Origin of the sequence: Microlunatus aurantiacus, from assembly GCF_039536605.1 — a bacterium.
Classification (GTDB): Bacteria; Actinomycetota; Actinomycetes; order Propionibacteriales; family Propionibacteriaceae; genus Microlunatus; species Microlunatus aurantiacus.
The window spans coordinates 390,763-409,416 of sequence record NZ_BAAAYX010000003.1; the positions used below are offsets into that span (position 1 = coordinate 390,763).

At 71.1% G+C, this 18,654-nt stretch carries 17 protein-coding genes; 6 read left to right on the forward strand and 11 right to left on the reverse strand.

What is annotated here, in order from left to right; genetic code table 11:
* Positions 1-17: 17 nt before the first annotated feature.
* The gene (locus tag ABD714_RS07390) at positions 18-1,202 is read left to right on the forward strand and encodes a PrsW family intramembrane metalloprotease (protein WP_344811659.1); all 1,185 of its coding nucleotides are present in this window, start codon (positions 18-20) and stop codon (positions 1,200-1,202) included.
* Here ABD714_RS07390 and ABD714_RS07395 read toward each other — a convergent pair.
* Positions 1,199-1,648, reverse strand: a complete 450-nt coding sequence (locus ABD714_RS07395) for a nitroreductase family deazaflavin-dependent oxidoreductase (protein ID WP_344811660.1) — start codon at positions 1,646-1,648, stop codon at positions 1,199-1,201. The genes ABD714_RS07390 and ABD714_RS07395 overlap by 4 nt on opposite strands.
* 87 nt (positions 1,649-1,735) lie before the next feature.
* Between ABD714_RS07395 and ABD714_RS07400 the strand changes: the two genes are divergently transcribed.
* Complete coding sequence (locus ABD714_RS07400) at positions 1,736-2,089, forward strand: VOC family protein (RefSeq protein WP_344811661.1); 354 nt, start codon at positions 1,736-1,738, stop codon at positions 2,087-2,089.
* A gap of 82 nt (positions 2,090-2,171) precedes the next feature.
* Here the strand turns inward: ABD714_RS07400 and ABD714_RS07405 are convergent, their stop codons facing one another.
* From ABD714_RS07405 to ABD714_RS07415, 3 genes are all read right to left on the reverse strand, one after another.
* Positions 2,172-5,048, reverse strand: coding sequence for a vitamin B12-dependent ribonucleotide reductase (locus ABD714_RS07405; protein WP_344811662.1), 2,877 nt, complete (start codon positions 5,046-5,048; stop codon positions 2,172-2,174).
* A gap of 136 nt (positions 5,049-5,184) precedes the next feature.
* Positions 5,185-5,733, reverse strand: coding sequence for a transcriptional regulator NrdR (gene nrdR / locus ABD714_RS07410; RefSeq protein ID WP_344811663.1), 549 nt, complete (start codon positions 5,731-5,733; stop codon positions 5,185-5,187).
* A gap of 484 nt (positions 5,734-6,217) precedes the next feature.
* Entirely contained in the window at positions 6,218-6,643 is a 426-nt protein-coding gene (locus ABD714_RS07415; protein ID WP_344811664.1) for a DUF2752 domain-containing protein, read from the reverse strand.
* 85 nt (positions 6,644-6,728) lie between these two features.
* Here ABD714_RS07415 and ABD714_RS07420 point away from each other — a divergent pair, with 85 nt between their 5' ends.
* Entirely contained in the window at positions 6,729-7,358 is a 630-nt protein-coding gene (locus ABD714_RS07420; RefSeq protein ID WP_344811665.1) for an RDD family protein, read from the forward strand.
* Positions 7,355-8,221: an SDR family oxidoreductase gene (locus ABD714_RS07425; protein WP_344811666.1), complete on the forward strand. Its 867-nt coding sequence runs from the start codon at positions 7,355-7,357 to the stop codon at positions 8,219-8,221. The genes ABD714_RS07420 and ABD714_RS07425 overlap by 4 nt, the downstream gene beginning before the upstream one ends.
* 60 nt (positions 8,222-8,281) lie before the next feature.
* On the opposite strand, the gene ABD714_RS07430 is transcribed toward ABD714_RS07425, so the two are convergent.
* Positions 8,282-8,719 (reverse strand): hypothetical protein, encoded by a 438-nt coding sequence (locus tag ABD714_RS07430; RefSeq protein ID WP_344811667.1) that lies wholly within the window; start codon positions 8,717-8,719, stop codon positions 8,282-8,284.
* 288 nt (positions 8,720-9,007) lie between these two features.
* On the opposite strand from ABD714_RS07430, the gene lexA reads away from it, so the two are divergent.
* Positions 9,008-9,820 carry a transcriptional repressor LexA gene (gene lexA / locus ABD714_RS07435; protein WP_344811668.1) on the forward strand — a complete coding sequence of 271 codons (813 nt, stop codon included), beginning with the start codon at positions 9,008-9,010 and terminating at the stop codon, positions 9,818-9,820.
* Between the two features lie 15 nt (positions 9,821-9,835).
* On the opposite strand, the gene sthA is transcribed toward lexA, so the two are convergent.
* From sthA to miaA, 5 genes are read right to left on the reverse strand one after another with little or no spacing between them, the layout of a single operon-like run.
* Entirely contained in the window at positions 9,836-11,281 is a 1,446-nt protein-coding gene (gene sthA, locus ABD714_RS07440) for a Si-specific NAD(P)(+) transhydrogenase (protein ID WP_344811669.1), read from the reverse strand.
* Between the two features lie 56 nt (positions 11,282-11,337).
* Positions 11,338-13,440 (reverse strand): ATP-dependent DNA helicase, encoded by a 2,103-nt coding sequence (locus tag ABD714_RS07445; RefSeq protein ID WP_344811670.1) that lies wholly within the window; start codon positions 13,438-13,440, stop codon positions 11,338-11,340.
* Positions 13,441-13,454: 14 nt separating this feature from the next.
* Positions 13,455-14,954 (reverse strand): GTPase HflX, encoded by a 1,500-nt coding sequence (gene hflX, locus ABD714_RS07450; RefSeq protein ID WP_344811671.1) that lies wholly within the window; start codon positions 14,952-14,954, stop codon positions 13,455-13,457.
* Between the two features lie 60 nt (positions 14,955-15,014).
* Positions 15,015-15,872: a diaminopimelate epimerase gene (gene dapF, locus ABD714_RS07455; RefSeq protein ID WP_344811672.1), complete on the reverse strand. Its 858-nt coding sequence runs from the start codon at positions 15,870-15,872 to the stop codon at positions 15,015-15,017.
* Between the two features lie 4 nt (positions 15,873-15,876).
* Positions 15,877-16,842, reverse strand: a complete 966-nt coding sequence (gene miaA / locus ABD714_RS07460) for a tRNA (adenosine(37)-N6)-dimethylallyltransferase MiaA (RefSeq protein ID WP_344811673.1) — start codon at positions 16,840-16,842, stop codon at positions 15,877-15,879.
* Between the two features lie 35 nt (positions 16,843-16,877).
* Between miaA and ABD714_RS07465 the strand changes: the two genes are divergently transcribed.
* Entirely contained in the window at positions 16,878-17,063 is a 186-nt protein-coding gene (locus ABD714_RS07465) for an antitoxin (protein WP_344811674.1), read from the forward strand.
* Here ABD714_RS07465 and ABD714_RS07470 read toward each other — a convergent pair.
* Complete coding sequence (locus ABD714_RS07470) at positions 17,048-18,625, reverse strand: hypothetical protein (RefSeq protein WP_344811675.1); 1,578 nt, start codon at positions 18,623-18,625, stop codon at positions 17,048-17,050. The two genes, ABD714_RS07465 and ABD714_RS07470, sit on opposite strands and share 16 nt — an antisense overlap.
* Positions 18,626-18,654 lie beyond the last annotated feature (29 nt).

Genomic DNA, 18,654 nt, shown 5'->3' on the forward strand with positions numbered 1-18,654 from the left:
TCACCGAGGAGGCGCGCTTGTCCGGCACCGTCGTCCCCTGGGCGGCCGACCCGAACGTGGCGGCCGTCCTGCAGCCGCGCCGGCGGCGTTCCCGGCTGACAGTCGTCGCGATGGTGGGCCTCGGCCTCGCTCTGCTGCTGGTGGCCGTGTTGCTCCTGCTGGCCGGCGACCCGGTCCCGTTGCTGATCTCGACCCTGATCGCCGCGGCGTCGTTCCCGCTGCTGATCTGGTTCTTCTTCTGGCTGGACCGCTGGGAGCCGGAGCCGAGCCGGTACCGCTGGGCGGCGCTCATCTGGGGCGGCAGCGCAGCGGTGCTGATCGCCGCCGCGGCGCAGTTCGTGATCGCCGCCTTCACCCGGTCCGACTTCTGGCTCGCCGTGGTGATCGCGCCGCTGACCGAGGAGCTGGCCAAGGGGCTGTTCCTGGTGCTGATCGTCTGGCTGCGCCGCGGCCAGCTGCACGGGGTGGTGGACGGCGTCGTCTACGCCGGGTTGGCCGGGATCGGCTTCGCGTTCACCGAGGACGTCCTCTACTACTCGAGCGCCCTCACCGACGGCGGACCGACCGAGCTGGCCGCCCTCGCGATCGTGCGCGGTCTGTTCAGCCCGTTCGCCCACCCGCTCTTCACCGCCGCGATCGGCGTCGGTCTCGGGGTGGCGGTGACGGCCCGCTCGCGGGAGGCCCGGATCCTGGCGCCGTTGCTCGGCTACCTGGTCGCCGTGCTGCTGCACGCCACCTGGAACGGCAGCACCATGGTCGCCGAGGGCCGGGGCTTCCTGATCGCCTACCTGGTGGTGATGCTGCCGGCGCTCGCCGTGCTGGTCGTCCTCGCCACGCGGGCCCGTCAGCAGGAGGGCGTGGTCGTTCAGCGCGCACTCACCGACGCCGTCGCCCGGGGCTGGGTCAGCCCCGGCGACGTGGCCCTGGCCGGCAGCCTGGCCGCGCGACGGGAGGCCCGGCGGGCGGCACGTCGGCGAGGTGGCCGGCCGGCCGAGCAGCTGATGGAGACCTACAGCAACGACCTGACCGCGCTGGCCTTCCTGCACGACGGCGTGCTCCGCTCACCGGGGCCACCGGAGGAGAAGGTGGCCCGCCAGGTCGGTGACCTCATCGTCCGGACGCAGATCCTGCGGCCGTACGCGTTCCCGGTCGAGCCGTCCGGACCCCTCCCGACCCTGGGCCCGCTCGGGTCCGGACGCTAGTCGGCGACGCGCTCGGCCAGCAGCACCGGGATGAGCCGGTCGGTCTTCACCTGGTACTCGGCGTAGGGCGGGAAGGCGGCCACGGCCCGCTCCCACCACTCGTCGCGCTCGGCGCCGGACAGCTCCCGCGCCACCGCGTCGAACGGCTCCGGCCCGTCCTGCACCATCAGCGCGGTCGGGTCGGCCTGCAGGTTGCGATACCACTGCGGATGCTGCGGTGCGCCGCCCTTGGAGGCGACCAACGCGTACGCGCCCTCGTGCTCCACCCGCATCAGCGGGGTCTTGCGCAGCTTGCCGGACTTGGCGCCGCGGGTGGTGAACAACGCCACCGGCAAGCCGGTGTCCCTCAGCGTGTTCGCCTCGCGACCACCGGTCCGCTCGTAGGTCTCGACCTGCTCGCGTACCCACTGCTCGGGGCTGGGCTCGTACTCACCTGTCAACGGCATGACCCGATCGTAGGCGCGGGCCCGGCGGACCTGGCACGTGGTCCAGTGCGATCCTGAACGAACGAACCGCTGACGAAGGAGAGCCGCATGCGTGTGGTGGACATCATCGCCGACCTGCGGGTGGACGACGTCGATGCGGCTCGACAGTTCTACACCGACTACCTCGGCCTGACCACCGAGGAGTTCAACCTCGGCTGGGTGGCCCGCTTCACCTCGCCCGAGACCGGGGCGCATCTCCAGGTCGTCAGCCGCGACGCCTCCGCCCCCGAGAACCCGGTGATCTCGGTCAAGGTCGACGACGTCGACGAGGCGTACGCCGCCGCCCAGCAGGCGGGCTACGAGATCGTGCACCCGCTGACGACCGAGCCCTGGGGCGTGCGTCGCTTCTTCCTCCGCGCTCCGGACGGCAACGTGCTCAACATCGTCCAGCACCACGCCTGACCGAGGCTGCGCCCAGGGACGGCGCCCAGAACGGGGAACGGCCCCGAGGCCAGAGCCTCGGGGCCGTTCGTCGGTCAGCTGATCAGCTGCAGCCGCTGGTGGAGCCGCAGCCCTCGCAGACGTAGCAGCTGCCACTCGGCCGCATCTTCGTGCCGCAGGTGAGGCACAGAGGTGCGTCGACGCTGGTCCCGGTCAAGGCCTCGAACAGCTCCGAGGTGGTCCGGGCGCCGGCCGGAGCAGGTGCCACCCCGGCCTTGGCGACGGCCGCCGGCGAGCTTGCACCGGTGTCGGTGTCGACCTGGTCGCCGGCGTCGTTCTTCAGCGACTCCGACTCGATCTCCTCGACCTCCTCCGCGAGGTAGGAACCGGTCTCGACCTGACGGGCCCGCTCGGACGCGGTGTAGATGCCGAGCTCGGCCCGCTCGTCGAAGGTCAGGTAGTCCAGCGCCAGCCGGCGGAAGATGTAGTCCATGATCGACTGCGCCATCCGGATGTCCGGGTCGTCGGTCAGACCGGCCGGCTCGAACTTCAGGTTGGTGAACTTCTGCACGTACGTCTCCAGCGGGACGCCGTACTGCAGACCGATCGAGGTCGCGATCGAGAAGGCGTCCATCACGCCGGCCAGGGTCGATCCCTGCTTGCCCAGCTTGAGGAACACCTCGCCCAGACCGTCGTCGGGGTAGGAGCCGGAGGTCATGTACCCCTCCGCGCCGCCGACCGAGAACGACGTGGTCCGGCTCGGTCGCGACTTGGGCAGGCGCTTCCGGGTCGGCTGGTAGACGACCTTCTCGATCACCGTGGGCTCGACCTCGACCGCGTCGGCGTTCTTCTCCGCCTTGCCGTCGCTGAGCGGCTGGCCGACCTTGCAGTTGTCGCGGTAGACCGCGAGCGCCTTGAGGCCGAGCTTCCAGCCCTGCAGGTACACGTCGGCGATCTCGGCGACCGTGGCGGTCTCCGGCAGGTTGACCGTCTTGGAGATGGCACCGGACAGGAACGGCTGCGCCGCCGCCATCATCCGCACGTGGCCCATCGGCTTGATGGCCCGCTTGCCCATCGCGGTGTCGAACACCTCGTAGTGCTCCGGCCGCAGTCCGGGCGCGTCGATCACGTGCCCGTTCTCGGCGATGTACTCGACGATCGCCTCGGAGGTCTCCGAGGTGTAGCCGAGCTTCTTCAGTGCCCGCGGGATGGTCTGGTTGACGATCTGCATGGACCCGCCGCCGACGAGCTTCTTGAACTTCACCAGGGAGAAGTCGGGCTCGATGCCGGTGGTGTCGCAGTCCATCATGAAGCCGATGGTGCCGGTCGGGGCGAGCACGCTGGCCTGCGCGTTGCGGTAGCCGTTGGTCTCGCCGAGCTTGACCACACCGTCCCAGGCGGCGGTGGCCCGCTTGTGCACGTCGGCGTCCAGACTGCCGAAGACCCGCAGCGAGTCGTTGGCGGCTTGGTGCTTGCGCATCACCCGCTTGTGGGCGTCGGCGTTGCGGGCGTAGCCGGCGTACGGACCGACGATGGCGGCCAGCTCGGCCGAGCGCCGGTACGAGACACCGGTCATCAGCGAGGTGATCGCCGCGGCGAAGGCCCGACCGCCGTCGGAGTCGTACCCGTGGCCGGTGGCCATCAGCAGGGCGCCGAGGTTGGCGTAGCCGATGCCCAGCTGGCGGTAGTCGCGGGTGGTCTGACCGATCGACTCGGTCGGGAAGTCGGCGAAGCAGATCGAGATGTCCATCGCGGTGATGATCAGCTCGACGGCCTGCTCGAACCGCTCGGCGTCGAAGGAGTCGTCGTCGCGCAGGAACTTCAGCAGGTTCAGGCTGGCCAGGTTGCAGGAGCTGTTGTCCAGCGACATGTACTCCGAGCACGGGTTGGACGCGGTGATCCGGCCGGTCTCGGGGTTCGTGTGCCAGTCGTTGATCGTGTCGTCGTACTGGATGCCGGGATCGGCGCAGGCCCAGGCCGCCTGGGCGATCTTGTCGAACAGCTCGCGCGCCTGGACCGTCTCGACGACCCGGTTGTCGTTGCGGGCCCGCAGGTCGAAGGTCGACTCGTCCTCCACCGCCCGCATGAAGGTGTCGCTGACCCGGACCGAGTTGTTGGCGTTCTGGTACTGCACCGAGGTGATGTCGCGACCACCCAGGTCCATGTCGAAGCCGGCGTCGCGCAGCGCGCGGATCTTGTTCTCCTCGCGGGCCTTGGTCTCGACGAACTCCTCGATGTCGGGGTGGTCGACGTCGAGGACGACCATCTTGGCGGCGCGGCGGGTGGCACCACCGGACTTGATCGTCCCGGCGCTCGCGTCGGCGCCGCGCATGAAGGAGACCGGACCGGACGCGGTGCCGCCGGAGCTGAGCAGCTCCTTGGACGAGCGGATCCGGGAGAGGTTCAGGCCGGCGCCGGAGCCGCCCTTGAAGATGAAGCCCTCCTCCTTGTACCAGTTCAGGATGGAGTCCATCGAGTCGTCGACGCTCAGGATGAAGCAGGCGCTGACCTGCTGCGGCGACTTGGTGCCCACGTTGAACCACACCGGCGAGTTGAACGAGAAGTACTGGTGCAGCAGCATCCAGGTGAGCTCGTGCTCGAAGACCTCAGCGGTGTCACCGTCGACGAAGTAGTCGAAGTCCTCGCCGGCCTTGCGGTAGGTCTTCACCACCCGGTCGATGAGCTGGCGCAGGCTGGTCTCCCGGACGTCGGAGCCCAGGGCGCCGCGGAAGTACTTGGTGGTGACGATCGTGGAGGCGTTGACGCTCCAGGTGCTCGGGAACTCGACGGCCTTCTGCTCGAAGACCACCTCGCCGGTCTTCCAGTTGGTCTGGACGACGTCGCGCCGCTCCCAGGTCACCTCGTCGTACGGATGGACGCCGGGCGTGCTGAACACGGGTGCGAGCCGCAGCGCGCTGCTGCGGGCCCGGCCGTTCCGCTTATCGGAGCGGCCGTTGGTGGCGCGGGTGGTCTCGGTCATTGACTGCCTTTCTGACATGTCCTGCTGGAGCCGGGACGAGGTCCGCGCGAGCCTTCCCCTGCTGCGCGGACCCCGTCCCGGGGTCATGGGGGTGTGAGAGCGGCTGAGGGGAAACCGGCTCTCGGGTGGTGCGAGGTCAGGGCGGGGTGACCCGACCCGGACTCCGCTTGTGGGGGACGAAGGTGCTCACCCGGCTGTCACCAACCCGGTCCGGGACGAGGGGCTCGATGCCGAGGGGCTCCGACTCCGCGCGGAGCAGCGCGATCTCGGCCTCGAAGTCGTCGACCGAGTCGTACTGCCGGTAGACGCTCGCGAACCGCAGGTAGGCCACCTGATCGAGGTCGCGGAGCGGGCCCAGGATGGCGACCCCCACCTCGTCGGCCGGGATCTCCGGCTGACCCGAGGCACGGATCGAGTCCTCCACCAGCTGACCCAGCCGAGCGAGTTGGTCCTCGGTGACCGGGCGGCCCTTGCAGGCCTTCCGGACCCCGGACACCGCCTTGTCGCGGTTGAACGGCTCGACGACCCCGCTGCGCTTGACCACGACGAGCTGCATCTGCTCGGTGGTGGTGAAACGTCGCTCGCACGCGGGGCACTGGCGCCGCCGGCGGATGCTCGCGCCCTCGTCGGCCACGCGGGAGTCGAGCACCTTGGAGTCGGTGTGCCGACAGTACGGGCAGTGCATCTCGACTCCTCTCGCGGACGACCTGGGGACAGATCTGGGGATAGCTTGTGGGTGGGGCTGTGGATCGCTGTGGGTAACTGACCACTAACTGTGGACGAAACACACGGGTGTAACTACTAGATGTAGATACCGTACGACTGAGATCCAGTATGCGCAAGGGGTCTGACAGTGTGTTCGTCACTCGCTGCTCCACTGCGCGCCGAATGGTTCTGACTTCCCTCGTCACCGCGAACGAAAAGCGTGTTCGCGACTCCTCAGTCCAGTCAGAACCGGGCGCTCCGCTGCGCGGTCGCTCGCGACGGGGGGTGTTCGTCTCTCGCTGCTCCACTACGCGCCGAAGGGCTCTGACTTCCCTCGTCACCGCGAACGAAAAGCGTGTTCGCGACTCCTCGGTCCAGTCAGAACCGAGCGCTCCGCTGCGCGGGCGCTCGCCACGGGGTTGTCGTCACTCGCTGCTCCACTGCGCGAGTGCGCGTGTGCGAAGTCAGAGCAGGTTGCGCAGCACCACGTAGAGCGCCGCCGCCGCACCCGCCCACACCCACCAGGTCGCCGGGCGGACCCGGCGAGCGTTCTTCGACCAGGTCGCCGGGGGGCGGACCCGGGGCCCGCCGAGGGCCTCGACGACCCACACCGCGCCGACGACCACGCCGAGCACGAGACTGATGAAGACCACCGGGTTGAACGCGAAGGCGGCACCGACCTCGCCGTGCAACAGCGCCGCGCCCAGTCGGGTGCCGCCACAGAACGGGCACTCCCAGCCGGTCAGTGCTCGGAAGGGGCACGGGAAGCCGACGCCGGTGGTCGCGTACAGCGTGGCGATGCCGAGCCCGAAGGCGGCGTAGCCGGCCAGCCACCTCAACCCGCCGACCGCCTGGAACGGGCGTCGCTCACTGGCTCGGACGGTGGACACCCGGCCATTGTGCCCGGTGCCGGTTCTGTCCGGGGGTCTCCGGGCCTGGCCTACACTCGCGCGGGTTGCCAGAAGAGGAGCCGCCATGAGCAGCTACCAGCAGCCGTCTCCAGCGCCGGCGCCGGCGCCACCGGCCTGGGTGCCACCGGTGCCGGTCTACCCGTACGCGCACTGGGGCCGCCGCGTGGGTGCGTTCGTGATCGACGTCGCACCCCTCTCTCTGGCCGCCGTCCCGTTCTGGATCGGGTACTGGCTCTTCTACGTCGGCGTCGGGCAGCTGACCACCCGCGGCTCCGTGCCGCTGGCGCAGGCCCCGCTCACCGACCAGCTGCGGCCCGCGCTGCTGTGGATGGTCGGCGGGCTCGTGCTCCTGCTGCCCGCTCTCGGCTGGCTGTGGTGGAACCGCTGGCGCACCGCGGGACGCACCGGTCAGTCACTGGGCAAGCGGGTGCTGCAGACCGCCCTCGTCGCCGAGGTGAACGGACAGCCGCTGGGTGCGGCGAACGCGTTCCTGCGCGATCTCCTCCACCTCCTGGACGGCATCGCGTACGTCGGCTACCTCTGGCCGTTGTGGCACGCGAAGCGGCAGACCTTCGCCGACCTGCTGATGACCACGGTGGTGATCGACCACCCGCGAACGGTCGACCCCGGACCAGCGTCCGGCCGGCCCGACGACCACGCGCCCGGCCACCACCCGTACGGTGCTGGGTCATGATCGCTCTCACCGGCGCCACAGGTGCCATCGGCTCCCGGGTGGCCCGGCTGCTGGCCGAGCAGGACCAACCTCTTCGACTGCTCGTGCGTGACGCGACGCGGGCGCCGCAGCTGGGCGCCGAGGTCGCGGTCTTCGCCGGTTACACCGACGGCGACGGGGCCCGGGCCGGGCTCCGTGGCTGCGACACGATGCTGCTGGTCAGCGGGCGGGAGTCCCCCGACCGGGTCGGCGAGCACCGGGCGATGGTCGAAGCCGCCGGCGACGCCGGGGTGCGAAAGATCGTCTACCTCTCCTTCCAGGGCGCGGCACCCGAGGCCACGTTCACCTTCGCCCGGGACCACTTCCACACCGAGCAGCTGATCGCGAGCAGCGGACTGGACCACGTCTTCCTGCGCGACTCGCTCTACCTCAGCGCTCTGGCGGGACTGGCCGGCGACGACGGCGTCATCCGCGGGCCCGCCGGGGACGGCGCCGTGGCGGCCGTCAGCCATGACGACGTGGCCGCCGTCGCCGCCCGGGTGCTGGTGGAGGCGCGGTGGCAGGGGGCGACCCTGGACGTGACGGGACCCGCCGCACTCACACTCACCGAGGTCGCCGCGGAGCTGAGCTCGGTGAGCGGTCGAGAGGTGCGCTACATCCCCGAGTCCGAGGACGAGGCCTACGCCTCGCGCCGCGGCTACGGCGCCCCCGACTTCGAGGTGACAGGCTGGGTCAGCTCCTACCAGGCCATCGCCAACGGCGAGGTGGCGACCGTCAGCGACACGGTCGAACAGGTCACCGGACGGAGCCCGCAGTCACTGCGCGACGTGCTCCGGACCGACCCCGGCTGCTGGGCACACCTGGCTCCGCGCGACGCGCCCTGAGCGGCCGGTCGATCCCGGCCGGTCGATCGCGGCCGGCTCGAACCCGGCACGAACCAGGCCTCAGCGGGGCAGACCCGCGGACACGCTCACCTGGTGGCCTTCACCGGTCACCGACATCGCCGTCAGACCGACCACGGTGAGCGCAGCGACCATGATCATCAGCCCCACCACCAGGACCACCGCCACACCGCGATCGGTCAACCGCCAGGTCGGGCGGGAGACCGCGACCTCGGCCAGCACTGGCGCCGCAGGCGTGCAGGAGCGGACAGCTCCGGAACGCCGCGCCGAGTCCGGCGCCACCCAGAAGGCTGCCGGCCGGAGGGTCGGCACGGACGAGCGACCCGATCCACGCCGGGACCGGCCCGGACGCACCTGGCGTCCCGGCTGCTGTCGAGCAGGAGTGCGTCGCGCCCGCGGTGCCGGGGTCGCCGGCACGGCCGCCGGTGCGATCTCGCCGCACCCGTCGACCATGGTCCGGTCCACCAGGAGCTGGGTCATTGCTTCCTCCTACCTCGAACGGACATTCGATAGAACGCCTGTTTGAATTCTTACCCGGCCCTCAGGAGATTGGCAAGGCTTTTCGAAAAACTTCTCGGTCGTGATCCTGCCCGCCGCCACTGACACTTCTGGTTCGTCGCGCCCCCGGGCCGGTGTGAGAGTCGACCAGGAGGGTCTGACAGTCGTCCGGGGGGCCCGGGGTCACGGACACAGCGACGCCGCAGCCCGGTCACGACACGCTCGAACAGATGTTTGATTGGCTGCCGGACCTTCCCTAGAGTGCTGCTCATGGCGAACACGAAGGACGAGCAGCCCCCCACGCCGCAGCGCAAGCGCGGTCGCCCGCGAGCGAGCGAGGTCGCCGCCCAGCTGGGCGAGACGGGTCAGGTGTCGACGCTGCCCGACGGCCCGGCCGGTGTCGACGGCCTCACGCTGCGGCAGCGTCGGATCCTGGAGATGATCAAGGAGACGGTCGAGACCCGTGGCTACCCGCCGAGCATCCGGGAGATGGGCGACGCGGTCGGGCTGGCGTCCTCGTCCAGCGTCGCCCACCAGCTGAAGGTGCTGGAGGGCAAGGGCTTCCTGCGTCGAGACCCGAACCGCCCACGGGCGCTGGAGGTCCTGCTTCCCGGGGCGAACGACGCGGCCAGGGTGCGGCCGCTGTCGCCCACCCGGGCCGAGGTCGAGGTCGAGGTCGACGAGACGGGCATCAACGACGCCTACCCGGAGCCGGTGCACGTGCCGGTGATCGGGCGGATCGCGGCCGGCGGTCCGATCCTGGCCGAGGAGCGGGTGGAGGACGTGTTCGCCCTCCCACGTCAGCTCGTCGGCGAGGGCACCGTGTTCCTGCTCGAGGTCCGGGGCGACTCCATGATCGACGCCGCCATCTGCGACGGGGACTGGGTGGTCGTGCGTCAGCAGCCCACGGCGATCAACGGCGACATCGTGGCCGCCCTGCTGAACGACGAGGCCACGGTCAAGACCTTCAAGCGCACCGACGACCAGGTCTGGCTGATGCCGCACAACCCTGCGTACGACCCGATCGACGGCAACCACGCGTCGATCCTGGGCAAGGTCGTGGCGGTCCTGCGCCGGCTGTAGCGCCGGCGACCGCCCTCACAACAAGCTGGGCTCGTTGGTCGTCATCTGGTTCGTGAAGCGGGCGACGGCTCGGAGCTTGTTGGCCACGTCGAGCGCGGCGACCTTGTAGGCCTCCGAGAGCGTCGGGTAGTTGAAGACCGTGTTGACCAGGTAGTCGACGGTGCCGCCGCAGCCCATCACCGCCTGTCCGATGTGCACCAGCTCGGTGGCGTTGGTCCCGAACACGTGCACCCCGAGGATCTCCCGGGTGTCGGCGTGCACGATCAGCTTCAGCATCCCGTACGAGTCGCCGATGATCTGTCCGCGGGCCAGCTCGCGGTAGCGGGAGATCCCGACCTCGAACGGGACCGCGTCCTTGGTGAGCTCGACCTCGCTGCGGCCGCAGTAGGAGATCTCGGGGATGGAGTAGATGCCGATGGGCTGCAGGTGGTGCAGCTCGTTGACGGTCTCGCCGAACGCGTACGCGGCCGCCAGCCGCCCCTGGTCCATGGAGGTCGCGGCCAGCGCCGGGAAGCCGATCACGTCGCCGACCGCGTAGATGTGGGGAACTGCTGTCGCGTACGTGTCGTCGACCACCAACCGGCCGCGGTCGTCGGCCTCGAGTCCCGCCATCCCCAGGTCGAGCGCGTCCGTGTTGCCCTGCCGTCCGGCGGAGTACATCACCACCTCGGCGGCGATCCGCTTGCCCGAGGCGAGCGTGGTCACCGTCCCGTGGCCGGAGCTCTCCACCGAGGCCACCTCCTCACCGAAGCGGAAGGACATGGACAGGTCACGCAGGTGGAACTTCAACGACTCCACGATCTCCTGGTCGCAGAAGTCGAGCATCTGGGCGCGCTTCTCGACCAGGGTGACCCGGGTGCCGAGGGCGGCGAAGATGGACGCGTACTCGGCGCCGATGACGCCGGCCCCGACGACCACCAACGAGTCGGGCACCCTCTCCAGGGTCAGGATCTGGTCGGAGTCCAGCACCCGTACGCCGTCGAAGTCGATGGACTTCGGACGGGCCGGCGTGGTGCCGGTGGCCACGACGATCTTGGCGGCGGTCAGCGTCCGCATGGTCGACAGGTCGTCGCCGTCGATCGACAGGGTGTGGGGGTCCAGGAAGGACGCGCTGCCGGCCATCAGCTCGATGTGGTTGCGCAGCAGCTGGTTGCGGATCACCTCGATCTCGCGGCCGATCACGTGCTGGAGCCGGCTCAGCAGGTCACTGATGGTGATCTCGTTCTTGACCCGGTAGCTGGCGCCGTACATGTCGCGCTGCTGCATCCCGGTCAGGTAGAGGACGGCCTCGCGCAGCGTCTTGGACGGGATCGTGCCGGTGTTGACGCAGACGCCGCCGACCATCTGCTTCCCGTCGATGACACAGACCCGCTTGCCGAGCTTCGCCGCCATGATGGCCGCCTTCTGACCGCCCGGGCCCGAGCCGATCACCGCGAGGTCGAAATCGTAGGAGTGCTCCATACCGGGAGCCTCACACACGTGTGTTACAGCCGCCACCACCGGGGCGGATCGGCTCGTCAGTCGGTCTCGTCCAGCCGCCGGAGCGCGCCGATCGCGGTCTCCCGGTCGCTCGTGGTCCACATCGGCGGCATCGAGGAGCGCAGGTACGAGCCGTAGCGGGCCGTGACCAGGCGCGGGTCGAGGACGGCGACCACCCCGCGGTCGCTCACCCGTCGGATCAGCCGTCCGGACCCCTGGGCCAGCAGCAGCGCCGCGTGGCTGGCGGCCACCGCCATGAACCCGTTGCCGCCCGCCTCGGCGACGGCCCGCTGGCGGGCCACGGTGAGCGGCTCGTCCGGTCGGGGGAACGGGATCCGGTCGATGATGACCAGCCGGCAGGTGGATCCCGGCACGTCGATGCCCTGCCAGAGCGACAGCGTCCCGAACAGCGAGGACTCCTCCTCGGCCACGAAGCGTCGGGTCAGCTCCGACAGCTGGGCGTCCCCCTGGCAGAGGATCTTCAGCTTGGGCAGCTGCTTGCGGACGTGCACGGCGGCGGTCTCGGCTGCTCGGCGGGAGGAGAACAACCCCAACGTGCGGCCACCGGCGGCCCAGACCAGCTCGGCGACCTCCTCCAGCACGGCCTCGCTGATCCCGTCTCGACCCGGCTGCGGCATCCGCCGGGCGAGGTAGAGGATGCCCTGCTTCTCGTACGAGAACGGCGAGCCGACGTCGATGCCGAGCCACGGCTGGCGCTCGTCGTCCTCGGTGCGCGGCGGCGCCGCCGCGGTGTCCCGGACGCGCTCGTCCTCGCGCAACCCGACCGACGCAGCCACTCCGGTGAAGTCCCCACCCAGCTTCAGCGTGGCCGAGGTGAGCACCGTGGTGTGCTCGCCGAAGACCCGGGACCGCATCAGCCCGGCCACGGTCAGCGGTGCGACCCGCGCCTCGCGGCCGCTCCGCTCGCGATCGGCCACCCAGACCACGTCGTGCTCGCTCAGAGCCGCCATCCGTTCGGCGACGTCGAACACCTCCTTGACCGCGGCCGCCGCCTGCCGGCACTCGGGCTCGTTCTTGTCGGTGCCGCTGCCCAGGGCGGTCACCACCCTCCGGGTCACCGACCGGATGGCCTCGAAGGCGGCGACCACGGGGAGGTTCGCGTCCTCCACCCGCTCCAGCGGGGTCTCCTCCAGGGCGTCCTTGAGCGTGTCCGCCGACGTCAGCAGCTCCGTGGCCAGGTCGTCGTCGTCCAACCAGCCCAGGGCCCGCCGGCCGACCCGGTCGACGATGCCGGGACTCAGCTCGGCCGAGGCCGCGCCGGTCACCCGGGCCGTCAGCTCATGGGCCTCGTCGATCACCACGGCCTGGTGCTCGGGCAGGGCCGTCCCGCCGTGCATGGCGTCGATGGCGAGCAGCGCGTGGTTGGTGACCACGAGCTCGGCCGCCCGGGCCACCTCCCGGGACTTCTCCACGAAGCACGACCCGCCCTGCGGGCAGCGCTGGGTGCCCAGGCACTCCCGAACGGGGATGGAGACCTGCTGCCAGCCGCGGTCGGTGTGGCTGGGGGCGTCGTCGCGGTCGGCGAGGGCACCGGCGTCCACCTGCTCCTCGGCCCACTCCCGCAGCGCCAGCACCTCGGCACCGAGCGCGGACTCCGGTGCCGCACGGGGCGACTCCTGCAACGACGCCACCAGCTCCGAAGCCGGGATCAGGGCGGCCTGGTCGTCGGAACCGTCGCGCACCTTGAGCAGGCAGGCGTAGTTGGTGCGTCCCTTGAGGATCGCGTGCCGCGGCCGGCGGCCGGTGACGGCCTCGACGGCGTCCAGGGCGTGGGGGATGTCCTTGCCCGCCAGCTGGCCCTGCAGCGCGAGCGTCGCCGTGGTCACGACCACCCGGTCGAGATCACCGCGGGCGAGTCGGACCAGGGTCGGGGCCAGGTAGCCGAGCGACTTGCCGGTGCCGGTCCCGGCCTGGGCCAGCAGGTGGACCCCGGTGTCGAACGCGTCGCCCACCGCTGCGGCCAGCTCCAGCTGACCGGGACGCTCGTGGCCACCGATCTCCGCGACGGCAGCGGCCAGCACGGCGGCGGTCTGCTCGGCCGCCGTCGGTCGGCCGCCGGCTCCGGACGTGGTCGCGGCTCCGGACGCAGCCGTGGCGGCGCCGGTCTCGGGCGCGGTCATCGACGAGGCTGCGCTCAGCTGGAGGCGGCGAGCTCGTACGGCGCCAGCTCGCCCGCCAGGTCCGGGTGGACCCGCGCCGTCACCAGCGAGCCGTGCTCGGTGTGCTCGAGGCTGAGCAGCTCGCCACTGGTGTGGATCCGGTTGACCAGGTCGCCCCGCTCGTACGGCAGCAGCACCCGCACCTCGCGCTCGGGCCGCGGCAGTCGCGACTCCACGACCGCGCGGAGCTCCTCGATCCCCTCGCCCGTGCGGGCCGAGGTGACGACGGCGCCGGGAGCGGCGGTCCGCAGGGTGGCGATCGCCTCGGCGCTCGCCTGGTCGCACTTGTTCAGCACCACCAGCTCGGGCAGGTCGCCGGCGCCGATGTCGGCCAGCACGCCCCGCACCGCCCGGATCTGACCGACCGGATCGGGATCGGAGACGTCGACGACGTGGACCAGCAGATCCGCCTGGGCCGACTCCTCCAGGGTGGAGGCGAACGCCTCGACCAGGTCGTGCGGCAGGTGGCGGACGAAGCCGACCGTGTCGGTCAGGGTGAAGACCCGTCCGTCGGCGGTCTGCGTCCGTCGGGTGGTCGGGTCCAGGGTGGCGAACAGGGCGTCCTCGACGAGCACACCGGCCCCGGTCAAGCGGTTCAGCACGCTCGACTTGCCGGCGTTGGTGTAGCCGACGATGGCCACCGACGGCACCTGGTGACGCCGACGCTCGGCCCGCTTGAGCTGACGGTTGCCGTCGAGCTCGCGCAAGGTGGCGCGCAGCTTGGCGATCCGGCGGTGGATCCGGCGGCGATCGGTCTCCAGTTTGGTCTCACCGGGTCCGCGACCGCCGATGCCGGCGCCGCCGCTCGCGCGACCACCGGCCTGCCGGGACAGGTTGCCGCCCCAGCCGCGCAGTCGCTGCTTCAGGTACTGCAGCTGAGCCAGCTCGACCTGGGCCTGACCCTCGGCGCTCTTGGCGTGCGAGGCGAAGATGTCGAGGATCAGCGAGGTCCGGTCGATGACCTTGACCTTGACCTTGTCCTCCAGGTTGCGCAGCTGCGCCGGGGCCAGCTCACCGTCGCAGATGACGGTGTCGGCGCCTGTGGCGACCACGATCTCCCGGAGCTCCTCGACCTTGCCGCGACCGATGTAGGTGGCGGGATCGGGACGCTGCCGGCGCTGCACCAGGCCTTCGAGCACCTCCGAGCCGGCCGTCTCCGCGAGCAGCTTGAGCTCGGCCATGGCGTTCTCGGCGTCCACCTCGCTGCCGGTGGTCCAGACGCTGACCAGCACCACACGCTCCAGCAGGAGCCGCCTGTACTCCACTTCGGTGATGTCGGTGAGCTCGGTCGACATGCCGGCCACCCGGCGCAGCGACTGCCGCTCCTCGCGGTCCAGCTGCTGGCCGTCGTAGTCGGCGCGGTCGGGGTGCTCGTGCTCCCGGGCCGCGGACCGCTCGTCGGCGGGGTCCGCCGTCCAGTCGTCATCGGCGTCCGGCGCGGAGGTGGGCACGTACTCGGATTCAGGCACACTCATCGTGGGTCAAGAATCGCACGTAGCACCAACAGTCGCGAGCCGTTTGCTCCGCGTCGGTGGCTACGCGTCGAGTCCGGCCGGGACGAGGAGCTCACCCCGGGCCACGATGACGGCCGGCCCGGTGAGGTAGGTCCGCTCCCCCAGCTCCACCTCGACGGTTCCTCCGGGGACGTCGACCCGGTAGACGACGGCGCCCGCAGCGGGGGCGCGTTCGACGGCTCCGTCGTGGTGACGGTGGTGCCAGGCCGCGGCCGCGGCCACCGTGCCGGTGCCGCAGGAGCGGGTCTCCCCCGACCCACGCTCGAAGACGCGCATCTCCAGGTGCCGCGGGCCACGGGAGCTGACGAACTCGGCGTTGACCCCGGCGGGGAACGCCTCCGCCGGGTACCAGGTCGGAGCGTCCCGCAGGTCGATGGCTGAGGGGTCGGAGACGAAGCTGACGGCGTGCGGGTTGCCGACGTCGACCGGGACGGCGACCAGGTCCCGGTGGTCGGCGGTCAGCACCCGGACGTCCTCGAGGGCGACCCGCGCCGGACCCATCTCCACCCGGATCCGGCCGTCGGGCAGCACCTCGGTCATCCGCAGTCCGGCCCGGGTGCCGACCGGCACCGTCGGTCCGACGACCAGGCCCTCGTCGACCAGATGGCGGACGAACACCCGGACGCCGTTGCCGCACATCTCCGCGATCGAGCCGTCGGCGTTGCGGTAGTCCATGAACCAGCTGTCCGGATCACCCGACCACTCCGGGATGTGACGCCCGGCGACGGCCCGCAGGATCCCGTCGGCGCCGATGCCGGCCCGCCGGTCGCAGATCCAGCGGACCTGGTCGTCGGTCAACGACTCTCGGGCGTCGCGGTCCACCAGCAGGACGAAGTCGTTCTCCGTCCCGTGGCCCTTCGCGAACGTCCGGCTGTGCACAGGCTCAGTCTTCCACTTCAGCGGCTGCGAGGGCCGCGGCGACCAGGTCCGGCCGGTCGTAGGCCAACCAGGTGATCCGCGGATCCAGCCGGAACCAGGAGTCCTGGCGCCGTGCGAAGCGACGGGTGGCGACGACCGTACGCCGCTGCGCCTCCGCTTCGTCGACCTGTCCGTCGAGCAGCTCGAGCACCTGTCGGTAGCCGAGGGCCCGCGAGGCCGTCACGCCCTCCCGCAAGCCGTGTTCTGCCAGTCGGGCGACCTCGTCGACCAGCCCGGCGGCCCACATGGCGGCGACCCGCTGCTCGATGCGTGCGTCCAGGACCGGACGCTCCAGCCGCAGACCCAGCTGGACCACCCCCGGCAGCAGATACCGCCGCTCGGGCAGCTGCGCGGGGTACGGCTGTCCGGTCAGCTCGATGACCTCCAGGGCACGGACCACCCGCCGACCGTTCGCCGGTTCGATGGCGGCTGCTGCCGCCGGGTCGAGAAGGGCCAGCCGCGCGTGGAGTGCCGGCGAGCCGACCTCGGCGAGCTCGGCCTCCCACCGAGCACGGACGGCGGGATCCGTCCCGGGGAACACGAAGTCGTCGACGATCGCCCGGATGTACAGGGCCGAGCCACCCACGACGATCGGCACCACCGCGCGAGCCCGACAGTCCGCGATCGCCTCTCGGGCCCGGGTCTGGAACTGCGCCACCGTGGCCGTCTCGGTCACCTCGAGGACATCCACCAGGTGGTGCAGCACCTGCTGCCGCTCGTCGGCCGAGGGCTTCGCCGTACCGATGTCCATCCCGCGGTAGACCAGCATCGAGTCGGCGTTGACGATCTCGGCCGGTCGACCTCCGGCGATCAGCCGCTCGGCCAGGGCGATCGCCAGGCCGGACTTGCCGGAGGCGGTGGGTCCGACCACCACGACCGTACGGTCGATGGCGGGGTCCACGCAGGACCGTCGGTGCTGCAGGGTAGACATGACGTGACCGAACCTACCGGCGAGAGGAACTGAGCATGGGCATCTTCGACAAGGCCAAGGACCTGCTGAACGAGCACAACGACAAGGTCGATCAGGGCATCGACAAGGCGGCAGACCTGATCGACCAGAAGACCGGTGGTCAGCACAGCAGCCAGATCGACCAGGCGGCCGAGCAGGCCAAGAAGGCGATGGACGACAACCGGACTCAGCCGCCGGCCTGAGTCCGCGAGCCGGCCGGTGCGGGCAGCTGCGCCGTCAGCGCAGCTGCCTCGCCGGTCAGCCGAACCAGCTCGGCCGAGCGCTGCTCCTCGGCCCGCCCCACCCGCTCCGTCGCCTCCCGGACCTGTTGCCGGAATCGGTGCTCGGCGGCCCCTTCGTCCCGCCCGGCCGCGCGTCGTCGCTGCAGCTGGCGACCGGCACCGATCGCGCACCCGACGGCAACCACACCGAACAGCCAGGCCCAGTCGGTGCCGACCACCGCCAGCACCAACGTGAGCAGCACGGCCACACCGGCCGCCGCGGTCAGGCCGACGGACAGCGCGGGCGGTACGTGGTGCAGGGCGTGCAGCCGCGCCACGCCGGCCTCCACCTCTGCCGGCTCGGCCCCCCGCGGGGTCACCACGACCTCCGCACCGGCCACCCGCACCGTCTCCTGGGCGGGCTGCGCCCGCGTGACGGTGATCATCAGCCGCTTCGTCACCGCCGCCAGCGCGCCGCCGACCCAGGACAGCAGGGTCGCCCTGACCGCCGGCGAGGTCGAGGGCAGCAGCAGAGCGCGTCGGACCTCGGAGACCACCGTCGCCGGCTGTTCGCCGGGGGTCGACGAGGCAGCCGGCCCCGGGCTCTCGCCGGGCCGCTCGATCCGCGCGCGCAGCTCCCGGGAGCGCTGCAGCAGCGGAGTCTCCGCCGGCATCCCGCGCCCGATCAGGTCGGTGGCCACCGCCCGGAGCTCGCCGTCCGGGGCGACCTCCGTCACCGGGAGCGCCACGGCGGACCGCTCGGGCAGGAGCTGACCCAGCGGGGTGTCGACGGCGCGCCGCGGTGCGGTCCCGGTCGGCGAGACCGAGGGACCGTCAGGAGTGACCAGGGCGCACAGCCAGCCGATGCCGTCAGCCGGAGCCGGCGCGTACCCGTCCACCCAGGAGGCCCAACCGACCACGGGCTCGGCTTCCAGCGCCTGCTGCCACACCGTGGCCAGACCGTCCAGGTCGCCGAAGACGCCGGTAGCCGCGGCCCGCCAGATCCGCTGCTGGTGCTCGGTCAGCTCGGTGTCGCTCACCAGCACGCCCGGGAGCAGGTGCGCGACGACGGCTCCCCGGCCGAGTGCTCCGCAGGCCGCCACCACGAACGTGTCCGCCTCCGGCGACAGGGCCCGGGCCTGGTCGAGGACCGCCGGGTCGGGCTGTCCCCCGACCAGCCCGATCACGGCGTTCATCGCGTACGGCAGCCAGTAGTCCAGACCGCCCGGATCGATGGCGGTGGCCGGTCGCCCACCGGCCAGGGCATCGACGGCCGTCATCACCGACCGCCGCACCCTCGCCGACTCCTCGAAGGCGGCTAGCTCCTCGCGCACGTCACCGAGCTCGACGTAGGCGTCGAAGGCCGCGGACAGGGCGGTCAACCGGGTCTCGATCGAACCGGACAAGCTGGCGAGCTGGCTGCTCAGCCGATGGGTCTGCGAGCTGGCACTCGACAGCTGCGCGTGCAGGCCCTCGACCTCGTCCCGCAGGATGCGGTCGCGGCCGCCCTCCCCCGCCCAGAACCACTGCCAGTCATCGGTCATGATCACCATCTGACCACGGCCCCGGTTCG